Genomic DNA, 13,381 nt, shown 5'->3' on the forward strand with positions numbered 1-13,381 from the left:
TGGACGTTGACGTCGACCAGCGCCGGGTCGAGGTCCAGCCCCAGCACATACGACGGGTAGCGGTCGCCATGCAGCACGTCCTGGTAGGCGGCGCGCACGGCATGCACCAGCAGCTTGTCGCGCACGAAGCGGCCGTTGACGTAGAAATACTGGGCGTCGGCACGCGCCTTGGAGGCGGTCGGCAGGCCGACAAAGCCATGCAGGCGCAGCGGGCCGGCGCCTTCGTCGAGCGCCAGGCGGGCGTTGGCGAATTCGTTGCCGAGGATGCTGGCGCTGCGCTTGGCGATTTCGGTGATGTTCCAGTGGTCGATGGTCTTGCCGTTATGGGTCAGCGAAAACGACACATCCGGGCGCGCCAGCGCGATGCGCCGCACCACTTCGGCGCAGTGGCCGAATTCGGTCTGCTCCGACTTGAGGAATTTGCGCCTGGCCGGGGTATTGAAATACAGGTCCTGGACGTCGACCGTGGTGCCTTGGGCGCCGGAGGACGGCGTTACGGCCAGCGTGCTGCCGTCGATTTCCGAGGCGTGGCCGGCATCGGCGGTGCGTGAGGTCAGGGTCAGTTGCGATACCGAGGCGATAGAGGCCAGCGCTTCGCCGCGGAATCCCAGCGTGGCGACATTTTCCAGTTCGTACAGCGAGCTGATTTTTGAGGTGGCATGGCGCGCCAGCGCCAGGGGCAGCTGTTCCGGCGCTATGCCGCGGCCGTTGTCGGTGATGGCGATGCGTTTGACGCCGCCTTGCTCCAGTCGTACCGTGATCTGGCTGGCGCCGGCGTCCAGCGCGTTTTCCAGCAGTTCCTTGACCACGGCGGACGGCCGTTCGACCACCTCGCCTGCCGCAATTTGCGAAATCAGGTTGTCGGGCAGCTGCTGGATGGCGCGGATAGGGGAGAGCGGTGGATTCATGCAGCGATTATACCGAAGCCGGGGCAGGTGGTTGTCTGCGCCTGCGCAGCCGCAGGCAATTGTCAAATCTAAGTTTGCGCTGTCTTCGGTAGTGTATTATTCCGGCGCACCCTGAGGAAAAGTGGTCCGGGTTTCCTGGCAGCGTCATTGCCAAAGAGGTGAACTTTATTCAACAAAAGAAAGTCAGTGTGCATAAGACTTTCCAATCATAAAAGCGCTTAACTGAGGAATACGGACTATGGACTTTATGCAATTCGTCGACATCATCCTGCATGTCGACAAATCCCTTGGCTTTTTGATCAAGGAATATGGCGCCCTGATCTATATGGTCCTGTTCCTGATAGTTTTCTGCGAAACCGGCCTGGTGGTATTGCCGTTCTTGCCTGGCGACACCCTGTTATTCATCGGCGGAGCGTTTTGCGCCAACGGCGAGATGAACATCTGGGCGCTGATGGGGCTGCTGATCATCGCCGCCACCACCGGCAACACGCTCAACTACTGGATAGGCAGCCTGATCGGACACAAGGTCTACACCCACGACTATCGATGGCTGGACAAGAAGGCGCTGCAAAAAACCCACGCGTTCTATGAACACCACGGCGGCAAGACCATCATCCTGTCGCGTTTCGTGCCTATCGTGCGGACTTTCGCGCCGTTTGTGGCCGGCGTGTCGGAAATGACTTTCTCCAAATTCCAGTTCTTCAATATCACCGGCGCCCTGATCTGGGTGGTCGGTCTGGTCTCGGCCGGATATTTCTTCGGCAACATCCCGGTCATCCGCGATCACCTGAACACCATCGTGCTGATCGGCGTCGGCGCGGCGGTGGTGCCGGTGGCGCTGGGCGGCCTGTGGAAGTTCTACAAGAAAATGCGCGGCGGCGCATAACTGCCGACGCCGGATGGAACAAGGGCGCGCTGCAAGCTTTTGCAGCGCGCCCTTGTTGTTTTCAAGCCCGCCGGCTCAGGTCAGGCGATTCCGCGCCAGCGGCGGATTGTGGGCAAAATACTTCTTGATCCCTTTCAGGACCGCTTCGGCCATCTGGTCCTGGTAAGCATTGTCGGTCAGCCTGGCTTCTTCTTCCGGATTCGAAATGAAGGCGGTTTCAATCAGGATGCTCGGGATGTCCGGCGCTTTCAGCACCGCAAAACCGGCTTGTTCCACCGCGCCCTTGTGCAGCTTGTTGATGCCGCCGATTTCGCTCAGAACCGCGCTGCCGAGCTTCATGCTGTCGTTGATCTGCGCCGTGGTCGACAGATCCAGCAGCACGCTGGCCAGCTGGCGGTCGTGGCTCTTGATGTTGATGCCGCCGATCAGGTCGGCCGAGTTTTCCTTGTTGGCCAGCCAGCGCGCGGCGGTGGAGCTGGCGCCTTTCTCCGACAAGGCGAATACCGAGGAGCCGCGCGCGGTCGGTGTTACAAAGGCGTCGGCGTGGATGGAGACGAACAGGTCGGCCTGCACCTTGCGGGCCTTCTGCACACGGACCCCGAGCGGCACAAAAAAATCGGCATCGCGCGTCAGCATCACCCGCATGTTCGGCTGCTGCTCGATCTTGGCCTTGAGCCGTTTGGCGATGGACAGCACCACGTCTTTTTCACGGTTGCCGCCGCGCCCGGTGGCGCCTGGATCTTCACCGCCATGGCCGGGATCGAGCGCGATCGTGATCATGCGCGTCAGGGTAGTAGTGCGGTCCGGTTTCGGATCAATGCGGGCGACCGACGGCTGCTCGGGTTGCGGCTGCAACGGCGGCGTCGGCTTTTGCTCTGGCTTGGTTTGCGCCACCGGCGGGGCGATTTCTCCCGGGTTGGCGGACGGCCATTCGCCTTTTTCTATCATCGCCTGGATCGGATCGGGCGGATTGACCGGATACAGGTCGAACACCAGCCGGTGCTGGTAACCGCCTACCGGCGCCAGGGTAAACACTTGCGGTTTGACTTCTTCCTTGAGGTCGAACACCAGCCGCACCACATTCGGGCGGTTCTGGCCGACCCGGACTTGCTTGATATAGGGATCGTTAGGCTGGATCTTGGCGACCAGTTCCTTCAAGGTCGGATTGAGTTCGATGCCTTCGATGTCGACCACCATGCGATCCGGGTTCTGCACCAGGAAATGGGTGGTTTTCAGTTCAGCGTCGTTTTCCAGCGTGACGCGGGTGTAGTCATCTGCCGGCCAGACCCGTACCGCGACAATCTGCGCGGCGCGTGCCGAGAGCGGCGCCAGTACTGAAATGAGCAAAGTACCGCCGGCCTTGAGGATGGTGCGGCGGATTTTTGATTTTAGAGGTTTGGTGCAAATTTCAGTCGAGCGAGACATTGACTACCCTTATCAGATAACGCCTGCAATTCTACATCACGTCCCTTGTCGGAAACACCGGAAACACTGAGTAATACGCTGATGTCGGGCGGCGGCAACGCGGTGTCCGCTTTTTCCGGCCATTCGACGATACAGATGGTGTCGGGGTTGAAATATTCGCGGAAACCGGCTTCCAGGAATTCATCCGGGCTGGCCATCCGGTACAAGTCGAAGTGCATCACTTCGACCGCCTGTTGGGCTATCTGGATCGTATAAGGTTCCACCAAGGTGTAAGTAGGGCTCTTGACGTGGCCCTGGTGACCGGCGGCATGCAGCAGGGCGCGGGTCAGCGCGGTCTTGCCGGCGCCCAGGTCGCCGTGCAGGTGGATCGCCAATCCGGGCAGCAAGGCCCTGGCCAAGGCGGCGCCCAGCGCGTTGGTTCCGGCCTCGTCATGCAGGTGGGTTGTAAAATGCGGCATCTCGTAACATAGTCCTTTGTATCTAGTCCTTCTTTAGTCTTTCTGAAACACACCAGCCATGGCAGTAATCGACCAGGATTTAACCGCGCTAGCCACCACCATCAAAGCCTGGGGGCGGGAGCTTGGCTTTGCAGATGTCCGCATCAGCGATGTCGACCTGGCGCAGCAGGAGGCTGGCTTCGAGGCATGGCTGGAGCTGGGCTATCACGGTGAGATGGATTATATGGCAGCGCACGGAATGAAGCGCGCCCGGCCTGCCGAACTGGTGCCTGGCGCGATCAGGGCGATTGCGGTGCGCATGGATTACCTGCCGAGCGACTATCAGGATGACCAGGTCAGCTGGCGCCCGCGCGAGCAGGCGCGGCTGGCGCCGGCAGCCGCCGGCAGCGCGACCATCTCGCTGTATGCGCGCGGCCGCGATTATCACAAGGTGCTGCGCTCGCGTCTGCAGCAGCTGGCGGATCGCATCAAGGGCGAAATCGGCGAGTTCGGCTATCGCGTGTTTACCGATTCGGCGCCGGTGATGGAGGTTGCGTTGGCGCAGAAGGCGGGCCTGGGCTGGCGCGGCAAGCACACCTTGCTGCTCAATCGCGAGGCCGGCTCGTTTTTCTTCCTTGGCGAAATCCTGACCGACCTGCCGTTGCCGGTCGACCAGGCCATCAGTTCGCATTGCGGGCAATGCAGCGCCTGCATCGATGTCTGTCCGACCCAGGCGATCGTCGGTCCTTATCGGCTCGACGCCCGCCGCTGCATCTCTTACCTGACGATCGAGCTGAAAGGCAGCATCCCGGTGGAACTGCGGCCGCTGATCGGCAACCGCGTCTACGGCTGCGACGATTGCCAGCTGTTCTGTCCATGGAACAAGTTTGCGCAGCCGTCGACGCTGGGCGATTTCGACGTCCGCAACGGCCTTGACCAAGCTACCTTGGTGGAATTGTTCGGCTGGAGCGAGGAGCAGTTCAACAGCCGCATGGAAGGCAGTCCGATCCGCCGCATCGGGTACCAGCGCTGGCTGCGCAATATGGCGGTCGGCCTTGGCAATACCGCAGCGGCGGGCGCCGGCACACCGGAGATCATTGCCGCCTTGCAGCAGCGTAGCGACTATCCGTCCGAACTGGTGCGCGAGCATGTGGCGTGGGCATTGCAGCAGCACGGTATCGAAAGCTAGTAGGCCCTAGTGCTGCAGCACCCACAACCAGAATGGCAAGGTCAGCGCCGACAACATGGTGCCGGCGGAAATCATGAACGCTACCAGAGGGCCATTGCCGCCCATCCGGGCCGCCAGGATGTAAGCGCTGGAGGCGGTAGGCAGCGCGCAGAACAGCACCACCAGCTGCAGTTGCGACGGCGCCAATCCCAACCATTGCCCCAGCAGCCAGGCCATGGCCGGCAGCGCCAGCAGCTTGACCGCCAGGAAATACCCGGCCAGCGCCTTGGCCCGCTGCACGCCGCTCAGGCGCAAGCCCGCACCCACCAGCAGCAAGCCCAGCGCCAGTGCGGCGTTGCCGAGCCGCGACAAGACCGCGCCCGCCACTTCCGGCAGCGGCAATCCGGACAAGCTGTACAAGAGTCCGCAAGCGGTAGCGATCAGCAGCGGATTGCGCGCCAGTTCCTTGAACAGGCCGCCGCTTTTGTGTGCCAGGGCATGGACCGCAGCCAGGTTGCACAAGGGCACGCCAAAGCCGATCAGCATCGCCATCATGCCGGTGGCCTGTTCGCCGCCCAGCCTGGCCGCCAGGGCCAGCGCCATGTATGAATTGAAACGGTAGCCGGTTTGCATGCCCGACTCATAGTCCATGGGCGCCGCCTTGATCCACGGTTTGCCCAGCCAGGTCAGGAGGATGGCGCCAAGCAGCGCGCCCATGCCGATCATCAGCATCTTGCCGCTGGTGTCGAAGCTGAGCGGGGTGCGGGCGGTGGAATAAAACAGCAGGGCAGGGAAGAGCAGGAAATACACCAGCTTTTCCGCCCCGGTCCAGAACTCGGCGCCCCAATTGCTGATGCGGTGCAAGACGGCTCCCAGCAGGATCAGCGAAAAATCAGGAAACAACAGGTTGACGATATACATGGAGTGGCGGATATTGTTAGAAAGTGAGCTTGATTGTCGACATGCTGAGCCGTCTTGCGTAATTCCCGGGGCTAGGCGCTAAAGTTAGTTTCTGTGTGGAAATTTGGCGAAAATTGATGAGTATTAGTTTGATAAGGGTTTAGTGTAAACCTATGTTGTTTAGTCAAAATGATTCATATAAATTATTTGTTAAATCCGGGTAACACCTGTTACAGTGCGACCACACTAGAGATTGCAGCTTGCAAAAGCAGCAAGTAGCTAGATGAACCGGATTCCGGTTTCCGGCAGGTAGTTTATGTGGCACAGAATTTAGATCCGCATCCGGCGAGGGATTTGCCGGCGGGATTGAATCAACAGGATTGAGTCAATGGGATTGTAGGTGGTGGTGCATAAGAACGGTAATTGATACCGGGGATACTGAGGAGACCGTGCATTCCAAATGAAGCTGTCTAAACGGCCGGGAGTGCATAACGAAGTAATTTGAGGCGCATCGACAGATGCGCCTTTTTTATTTTATGCTTCGGGTATGAATATAATTTCAGATAGTCCGCTCAAGCGCGACGGCCAGCTCCCAGCGCAGCACTTCACGGCAGTAATCGCCGCGCCCTTCGGCGCGATGGGTATACGCACCGAAGCGGGCCTGGTGCAGGAGCTGGTCTATCTGCCCCCCTCATTCCACGAAAAAGACGCCACCGACGCCCTGGCCGAACGCGTTGCAAAGCAGATCGGCCGTTACCTGGGGCAGCCGGATTTTCGTTTTGACCTGCCCTTGGCGCCATTGGGCACCGTTTTCCAGCACAAGGTCTGGAAAGCGATTGCAGCGATACCGCGCGGGGAAGTGCTCACTTACGGCCAGGTCGCCAAGCTGATAGGGTCGGCCCCGCGTGCGGTCGGCCAGGCCTGCGGCGCCAACTGGTTTCCGCTGGTGATTCCCTGCCATCGCGTGACGGCAGCCGGCGGCATCGGCGGTTTTTCCCATCACGACGAGGCGGACGGCTTCCATTTGCGGGTCAAGCGCTGGCTGCTGGAGCACGAAGGCGTGGCCGGCCTGTGAGAAGGTCCAAGGCACAGAACGAAGCCAAACCGGCGCTGAGCGCCGAACATCAAACTGCGATTGACGAATTTTGCGACAACTTGTGGCTGGAAGACGGCCTCGCCAAGAATTCGCTGGAAGCATACCGGCGCGACATGACCCTGTTTGCGCTGTGGCTGCAGGAACAGCCGGACGGCAAATCCCTGTTCGCAGTCCATGCCGGCGACCTGAATGCCTATTTCCTGGCCAGGCATGACAGCAGCAAGGCCACTTCCTCGAACCGCCGGCTGGCGGTGCTGAAACGCTTTTACCTGCTGGCGTTGCGGCAAAACCGCATCAGCACCGATCCTTGCCTGCACCTGCGCTCGGCCAAACAGGCGCCGCGTTTTCCCAAGATCTTGTCCGAAGTCCAGGTGGAAGCGCTGCTGGCGGCGCCCGACGTCGCCACGCCGCTAGGCTTGCGCGACCGCACCATGCTGGAGCTGATGTACGCCAGCGGCTTGCGGGTATCCGAGCTGGTGCTGCTGAAATCGCTGGAGGTCGGCATGAACGAAGGCGTGCTGCGGATTACCGGCAAGGGCAACAAGACCCGCCTGCTGCCGTTCGGCGAAGAGGCGCGAAACTGGATCGTGCGCTACCTGAAAGATGCGCGCGGCCAGATCATGAACGGGCAGATGGACGATGCCTTGTTCGTGACGGCGCGCGGCGGCGCCATGACGCGCCAGATGTTCTGGACCCTGATCAAGAAATACGCGGCCAAGGCCGTCATCAATGCGCCCTTGTCGCCGCATACCCTGCGCCATGCATTCGCCACCCATCTGCTCAATCACGGCGCCGACCTGCGTGTAGTCCAGCTGCTGCTGGGACATGCCGATATCTCGACCACCCAGATTTATACCCATGTGGCGCGCGAGCGCCTGAAGGCGCTGCATGCCGCACATCATCCGCGCGGCTGAAATCTTCGGGGGTATGGTGATTTTATTGGTAATATGCAACTTTTTTTGGCGTTGAATTCTGCATCCTCGCAATTATTCTCCTGTATCCTGTACTACATCATTCAAGAGTCTATTTAGGGGGCGCAATTGGCAAAAACGAATTTTCAGTATGAAAAACGGCAAAAAGAATTAGAAAAGAAAAAAAAGAAGGAAGAAAAGCTGAAGCGCAAGCTGGAGAAGGGTTCTTCCACCGAAGTTGAAACAGAGGACGGAGCCGAATCCGAACTGCCGGCAAGCGGTGAACCTGCTTCCGATGAGCCTAAGCAGCCTTAAGCGCCGCCAGCCTGGCCAGCGCGGATCAGCGGCAGGGATTGTCGCTGCATCGGGTCTGGCGACAACGTGATTTGCCAGCAGACGCTGCGGTCCGCCGCACTCAAGTAACCCGGTATGACAAAACATATTTCAGAGACCCCGGCGACGCAATTCTTGCGCAAGCACGGCGCGGTCTTTTCAGAACATCCCTACGCATATGAAGAACACGGCGGCACCACGGTGTCGGCGCGTGCGCTGGGCGTGGACGAACACCATGTGGTGAAGACGCTGGTGATGCAGGACGAGGCGGCCAAGCCACTGATCATCCTGATGCACGGCGACCGCAAGGTGTCGACCAAGAACCTGGCACGGCAGATCGGCTGCAAGTCGGTGGAACCCTGCAAGCCGGAGGTGGCGAACCGCCATTCCGGCTACCTGATCGGCGGCACTTCGCCGTTCGCTACTCGCAAGGCGCTACCGGTGTATATCGAAGAGAGCATCCTGGCCTTGCAGAAGATATATATTAACGGTGGCCGGCGCGGCTACCTGATCGGCATGGCGCCGCACAGCGTGGCCGGCCTGCTGCAGGCCAAGGCGGTCCAGTGCGCGCTGGACGAGTAGGCCCTGAACCAACCAAATACAAAAGAAAGAGACACGCATGTACACATTGTTATTCGCGATTGCCGCCTACCTGATCGGTTCGGTGTCGTTCGGCATCATCACCAGCAAACTGTTCGGGCTGGGAGATCCGCGCACCTATGGCTCGAATAACCCCGGCGCCACCAATGTCCTGCGCAGCGGGAACAAGACCGCGGCCGCCCTGACCCTGCTTGGCGACGGCTTCAAGGGCTGGCTGGCAGTCTGGCTGACGCAACGGTACGGGCCGCAATTCGGCCTTGGCGACGGCTCGGTGGCGCTGGTTGCGGTGGCGGTCTTCCTCGGACACCTGTGGCCTGTCTTTTTCCGTTTCGCCGGCGGCAAGGGCGTGGCGACCTTGTTCGGCATCCTGATCGGCATCAGCCTCTGGCTGGGCCTGGCGACTATCGCGACCTGGCTGATCGTGGCTTATGCATTCCGCTATTCGTCGCTGGCAGCCCTGGTCGCCAGCGTCTTTGCGCCTTTTTTCTATGCCCTGATGGAAGGGCCCGACATGATCCTGCTGGCGATAGTGGTGATGAGCGCCTTGCTGATCTATCGCCACGCCAAGAACATCGGCAACCTGCTGGCCGGTAAGGAAAGCCGCATCGGCGCCAAGAAAAAGGGCGGCAAGGCGGCATGACAACAGCCGGCATCAATGTGTCCGGTCGTTGTTAATCTAAATTATTAATCCATAGGGAAAGAAATGAAGAAACCGATTTTGATAGTGGCCGCGTTCGCCGGCATGTTGCTCAGCGCTGTACCGGCGCTGGCGGCTGACCGGACAGTGATGCTGCCGGTGGCAGGAGCGCTGGCGGATAACGACGCCAAGAACCGCCTGGGCGACAGCGTCCGGTTTTACTTTGGCAATCAGCCGACGCCAAAGGTGCTGAACAAGCTTGATGGCGGAAAGACCAGCCAAAAGACCAACGCATTCGGCAAATCCGATGAGAAAGCCTGCAACTGGGTGTTTCTGTCGGCGATGCTGAATTTGCAGAAACGCGCGCAGGAGGCGGGTGCGAATGCTGTCGTCAATATTGTCAGCAACTACAACAACGTGGAGCATGCGAGCGCCACCGAATTCGAATGCCATGTCGGCGCAATCATGGCTGGCGTGGCATTGAAGGGTGAATTTGCCAAAATCGCCGAATAAAACCGGCTAAAGAGAGCCGTTAATCAGGCCAATAAGCAGGCCAATAAGCAGGCCGATAAGCAGGCCGATAAGCGGCATTGCATCCTGCCGAAGTCGTTTCTCGGGCAAATAAAAAAGCGCTAGCCAGCTCGGGTTTAGCGCTTTTTTACTTAGATTTCCTGCAGTTGTTATATCGAATTAGCTATAAGTCGAATTTTAATGATGTTTATATGCAATTATTGTTGCATTGCGCCATGAGAAATGTGTCCGAGATTTGGCTTTCTAATCCCATGAAGTTGAAAAGGGATAAGTGTTGTTTTATGTGAGTTCGTCTTGCTATGCAGCATATTTTCGCATTGTGAAATCGAATATCGCTATTTGGAAATCAAAAAAACTCCTGTTAGAATTTGGCACCCGTCTACATAGTGACGTAGATGCTTGCGACCCAACCCGCCAGTCCGGTGCCAGATCGGACAAGCGCACATATTCAGGAGACTCAGCATGTCAGCCCAGCTCGACCAGGTTTTGGCCCAGGCCGCCAACGATCCAGATGTCATTGAAACCCAAGAGTGGCTGGATGCGCTCGAAGCTGTTATTGAAACCGAGGGCCCGGAACGCGCCCATTACTTGATGGAAAGAATGGTCGACCTGGCCCGCCGCCGCGGCGCCCAGATCCCGTTTTCTAGCAATACCGCCTACGTCAACACCATCCCTGCCCATATGGGCGAGCATTGCCCGGGCGACCTGGAGATCGAAGAGCGCCTGCGCTCTTGGATGCGCTGGAATGCGATGGCGATGGTGGTCAAGGCCAACCGCCTCGACGGCGACCTCGGCGGCCACCTCTCCAGCTTTGCCTCGCTGGCCAACATGCTCGGCATAGGCTTCAACCATTTCTGGCACGCTCCTTCTGAAAACCATGGCGGCGACCTGTTGTACATCCAGGGCCATTCGTCGCCCGGCGTCTACGCCCGCGCTTTCCTCGAAGGCCGCCTGACTGAAGAGCAACTGCTGCATTTCCGCCGTGAAGTCGACGGCAAAGGCCTGTCTTCTTATCCGCATCCGAAGCTGATGCCGGATTTCTGGCAATTCCCTACCGTATCGATGGGCCTGGGCCCGCTGATGGCGATCTACCAGGCGCGTTTCCTCAAATACCTGCATGCACGCAGCATCGCCGATACCGCCAACCGCAAGGTCTGGGCTTTCTGCGGCGACGGCGAGATGGACGAACCGGAATCGATGGGCGCGATCGGCATGGCCGGCCGCGAACGCCTGGACAACCTGGTGATGGTGGTCAACTGTAACCTGCAGCGCCTGGACGGTCCGGTGCGCGGCAACGGCAAGATCATCCAGGAACTGGAAAGCGATTTCCGCGGCGCTGGCTGGAACGTGGTCAAGGTCATCTGGGGTGCAGGCTGGGACGACCTGCTGGCGCGCGACAAGGAAGGCATCCTGCAGCGCGTGATGATGGAAACCGTCGACGGCGAATACCAGAACTACAAAGCGAAAGATGGCGCATTCGTGCGCAAGCATTTCTTCGGCAAGCATCCGAAGTTGTTGGAGCTGGTCAGCAAGATGTCCGACGACGACATCTGGCACCTGACCCGCGGCGGCCACGATCCGCACAAGATCTACGCCGCCTTCAAGGTGGCGCAAGAACACAAGGGCCAACCTACCGTGTTGCTGGTCAAGAGCATCAAGGGCTACGGCTTCGGCAAATCGGGCGAAGCGCGCAACACTGCGCACAACACCAAGAAGCTGGACGACGAAGCCATCAAGGCCATGCGCGACCGCTTCCAGCTGCCGATTTCCGACGACCAGCTGCCGAACGTGCCGTTCTTCAAGCCGTCCGACGACACCCCGGAAATGCAATACCTGCACGCCCGCCGCAAAGCGCTGGGCGGCTACCTGCCGCAACGCCGCCAGAAGGCCGACGAAGAACTGATAGTACCGGAACTGTCGGCATTCAAGGGCGCGCTGGAACCGACTGCCGAAGGCCGCGAGATTTCCACCACCCAGGCTTACGTGCGTATCCTGAACACACTGCTGCGCGACCCGAGCCTGGGCCAGCGCGTGGTGCCTATCATGGTCGACGAGTCGCGTACTTTCGGCATGGAAGGTCTGTTCCGCCAGATCGGCATTTTCAGCCAGGTCGGCCAGCTGTACGAGCCGGTCGATAAAGACCAGGTGATGTACTACCGCGAAGACAAGGCTGGCCAGATCCTGCAGGAAGGCATCAACGAGGCCGGCGGCATGAGTTCGTGGATTGCCGCGGCAACTTCGTACTCGACCAACAACCGGGTCATGATCCCGTTCTATACCTACTACTCGATGTTCGGCCTGCAGCGTATCGGCGACCTGGCCTGGGCAGCCGGCGACATGCGCGCCCGCGGCTTCCTGCTGGGCGGCACCGCCGGCCGCACCACGTTGAACGGCGAAGGCCTGCAGCATGAAGACGGCCATAGCCACGTGCTGGCGTCGACCATCCCGAACTGCGTGCCTTACGATCCGACCTTCTCGCACGAAGTCGCAGTCATCATGCATGACGGCTTGCGCCGCATGGTCACCAACCAGGAAGACGTGTTCTACTACCTGACCCTGATGAACGAGAACTACAGCCATCCAGGCCTGAAGGAAGGCCAGGAAGAGGGCATTATCAAGGGTCTCTACCTGCTGCAGGAAGGCGGCAAGAAGAGCAAGCTGCGCGTGCAGCTGATGGGTTCCGGCACGATCCTGCGCGAAGTCATCGAAGGCGCGGCCTTGCTGGCCAGCGACTGGGGCGTCGATGCCGATATCTGGTCGGCGCCGTCGTTCACCCTGCTGGCCCGCGACGGCCAGGATGTCGAGCGCTGGAACATGTTGCATCCGACCGAAACACCGCGTCTGGCGCATATCACCCAGTGCCTGAAAGACAGCGCCGGTCCGATCATCGTTTCCACCGACTACATGCGTACTTTCGCGGAGCAGGCGCGTGCTTTCGTTCCAGCCGGCCGTACTTACAAGGTGCTGGGCACGGATGGCTTCGGCCGTTCCGATACCCGCGCCAAGCTGCGTGAATTCTTTGAGGTCAACCGTTATTATGTGGCGGTGGCGGCGTTGAAGGCGCTGGCCGACGAAGGCAAGGTCAAAGCCTCGGTTGTCGCCGATGCAATTACCAAGTATGGTATCAATCCGGAGAAACCGAATCCGGTCACGCAATAAGGTACCGGTCTTGATAACTGGATAACAAGCCAGTATTAAAATTTCCACGGCTGTGCAGCACGGGCCTGAATTTTCTGAAAGGAAACTCAGGCCCGCGCTATACAGCGGGCAGAATGAATGGAGCTAAGCGATGAGTATGGTGGAAGTCAAAGTCCCGGATATCGGCGACGTCAGTGAAGTTGAAGTCATTGAATTGATGGTCAAGGTCGGCGACACGGTAAAGGTTGACCAGTCGCTGATCACGGTCGAATCCGACAAGGCCAGCATGGAAATCCCGTCCAGCCATGCGGGCGTGATCAAGGAATTGAAAGTCAAGCTGGGCGACAAGGTCAAGGAAGGCACTCTGATCCTGGTACTGGAAGCGGATGTGGCGGCCGGCGCTCCGGCGGC

14 protein-coding genes are annotated in these 13,381 nt (G+C 59.4%); 10 read left to right on the forward strand and 4 right to left on the reverse strand.

The annotated features are described in order from the left end of the window. Positions 1-908, reverse strand: a 908-nt coding sequence (mutL, locus tag JWQ61_RS16790; protein WP_304361526.1) for a DNA mismatch repair endonuclease MutL, incomplete at its 3' end; no start/stop codon positions are given. A 238-nt stretch (positions 909-1,146) separates the two neighbouring features. Here mutL and JWQ61_RS16795 point away from each other — a divergent pair. After that, positions 1,147-1,794, forward strand: a complete 648-nt coding sequence (locus JWQ61_RS16795) for a VTT domain-containing protein (protein ID WP_304361527.1) — start codon at positions 1,147-1,149, stop codon at positions 1,792-1,794. Between the two features lie 75 nt (positions 1,795-1,869). Here the strand turns inward: JWQ61_RS16795 and JWQ61_RS16800 are convergent, their stop codons facing one another. Both JWQ61_RS16800 and tsaE read right to left on the reverse strand, forming a co-directional pair. Next, positions 1,870-3,219, reverse strand: a complete 1,350-nt coding sequence (locus JWQ61_RS16800; RefSeq protein WP_304361528.1) for an N-acetylmuramoyl-L-alanine amidase — start codon at positions 3,217-3,219, stop codon at positions 1,870-1,872. Beyond that, positions 3,183-3,677, reverse strand: coding sequence for a tRNA (adenosine(37)-N6)-threonylcarbamoyltransferase complex ATPase subunit type 1 TsaE (gene tsaE / locus JWQ61_RS16805; protein WP_304361529.1), 495 nt, complete (start codon positions 3,675-3,677; stop codon positions 3,183-3,185). The genes JWQ61_RS16800 and tsaE overlap by 37 nt, the downstream gene beginning before the upstream one ends. A 58-nt stretch (positions 3,678-3,735) precedes the next feature. Here tsaE and queG point away from each other — a divergent pair, with 58 nt between their 5' ends. Further along, on the forward strand, positions 3,736-4,845 hold the full coding sequence (gene queG, locus JWQ61_RS16810) for a tRNA epoxyqueuosine(34) reductase QueG (RefSeq protein ID WP_304361530.1): 1,110 nt from the start codon (positions 3,736-3,738) through the stop codon (positions 4,843-4,845). Positions 4,846-4,851: 6 nt separating this feature from the next. On the opposite strand, the gene JWQ61_RS16815 is transcribed toward queG, so the two are convergent. After that, on the reverse strand, positions 4,852-5,745 hold the full coding sequence (locus JWQ61_RS16815; RefSeq protein WP_304361531.1) for an AEC family transporter: 894 nt from the start codon (positions 5,743-5,745) through the stop codon (positions 4,852-4,854). Positions 5,746-6,271: 526 nt separating this feature from the next. Here JWQ61_RS16815 and JWQ61_RS16820 point away from each other — a divergent pair. From JWQ61_RS16820 to JWQ61_RS16855, 8 genes are all read left to right on the forward strand, one after another. Further along, complete coding sequence (locus tag JWQ61_RS16820; protein ID WP_304361532.1) at positions 6,272-6,799, forward strand: methylated-DNA--[protein]-cysteine S-methyltransferase; 528 nt, start codon at positions 6,272-6,274, stop codon at positions 6,797-6,799. Beyond that, positions 6,796-7,734, forward strand: a complete 939-nt coding sequence (xerD, locus tag JWQ61_RS16825; protein WP_304361533.1) for a site-specific tyrosine recombinase XerD — start codon at positions 6,796-6,798, stop codon at positions 7,732-7,734. Before JWQ61_RS16820 ends, xerD begins: the two co-directional genes overlap by 4 nt. A 126-nt stretch (positions 7,735-7,860) precedes the next feature. Continuing rightward, positions 7,861-8,046, forward strand: a complete 186-nt coding sequence (locus JWQ61_RS16830; RefSeq protein WP_014007539.1) for a hypothetical protein — start codon at positions 7,861-7,863, stop codon at positions 8,044-8,046. A 114-nt stretch (positions 8,047-8,160) separates the two neighbouring features. Further along, positions 8,161-8,646: a Cys-tRNA(Pro) deacylase gene (gene ybaK, locus JWQ61_RS16835; RefSeq protein ID WP_304361534.1), complete on the forward strand. Its 486-nt coding sequence runs from the start codon at positions 8,161-8,163 to the stop codon at positions 8,644-8,646. Positions 8,647-8,683: 37 nt separating this feature from the next. Next, on the forward strand, positions 8,684-9,304 hold the full coding sequence (plsY, locus tag JWQ61_RS16840) for a glycerol-3-phosphate 1-O-acyltransferase PlsY (RefSeq protein ID WP_304361535.1): 621 nt from the start codon (positions 8,684-8,686) through the stop codon (positions 9,302-9,304). Positions 9,305-9,367: 63 nt separating this feature from the next. Further along, positions 9,368-9,814, forward strand: coding sequence for an excinuclease ATPase subunit (locus JWQ61_RS16845; protein WP_304361536.1), 447 nt, complete (start codon positions 9,368-9,370; stop codon positions 9,812-9,814). 480 nt (positions 9,815-10,294) lie between these two features. Further along, entirely contained in the window at positions 10,295-12,991 is a 2,697-nt protein-coding gene (gene aceE / locus JWQ61_RS16850; protein WP_304361537.1) for a pyruvate dehydrogenase (acetyl-transferring), homodimeric type, read from the forward strand. A gap of 130 nt (positions 12,992-13,121) precedes the next feature. Continuing rightward, on the forward strand, positions 13,122-13,381 hold a 260-nt coding region (locus JWQ61_RS16855), incomplete at its 3' end, for a biotin/lipoyl-containing protein (protein WP_304361538.1).

The sequence above is a fragment of the Collimonas fungivorans genome, from assembly GCF_028292705.1.
GTDB classification, from domain to species: domain Bacteria; phylum Pseudomonadota; class Gammaproteobacteria; order Burkholderiales; family Burkholderiaceae_D; genus Collimonas; species Collimonas fungivorans_B.

Bases quoted from the DNA above. Each gene is read 5' to 3' on its own strand.
- aceE (WP_304361537.1), top strand. From the start codon at position 10,295: ATGTCAGCCCAGCTCGACCAGGTTTTGGCCCAGGCCGCCAACGATCCA.
- JWQ61_RS16800 (WP_304361528.1), bottom strand. From the start codon at position 3,219: ATGTCTCGCTCGACTGAAATTTGCACCAAACCTCTAAAATCAAAAATC.
- ybaK (WP_304361534.1), top strand. From the start codon at position 8,161: ATGACAAAACATATTTCAGAGACCCCGGCGACGCAATTCTTGCGCAAG.
- JWQ61_RS16845 (WP_304361536.1), top strand. From the start codon at position 9,368: ATGAAGAAACCGATTTTGATAGTGGCCGCGTTCGCCGGCATGTTGCTC.
- queG (WP_304361530.1), top strand. From the start codon at position 3,736: ATGGCAGTAATCGACCAGGATTTAACCGCGCTAGCCACCACCATCAAA.
- JWQ61_RS16815 (WP_304361531.1), bottom strand. From the start codon at position 5,745: ATGTATATCGTCAACCTGTTGTTTCCTGATTTTTCGCTGATCCTGCTG.
- JWQ61_RS16820 (WP_304361532.1), top strand. From the start codon at position 6,272: ATGAATATAATTTCAGATAGTCCGCTCAAGCGCGACGGCCAGCTCCCA.
- plsY (WP_304361535.1), top strand. From the start codon at position 8,684: ATGTACACATTGTTATTCGCGATTGCCGCCTACCTGATCGGTTCGGTG.
- tsaE (WP_304361529.1), bottom strand. From the start codon at position 3,677: ATGCCGCATTTTACAACCCACCTGCATGACGAGGCCGGAACCAACGCG.
- JWQ61_RS16795 (WP_304361527.1), top strand. From the start codon at position 1,147: ATGGACTTTATGCAATTCGTCGACATCATCCTGCATGTCGACAAATCC.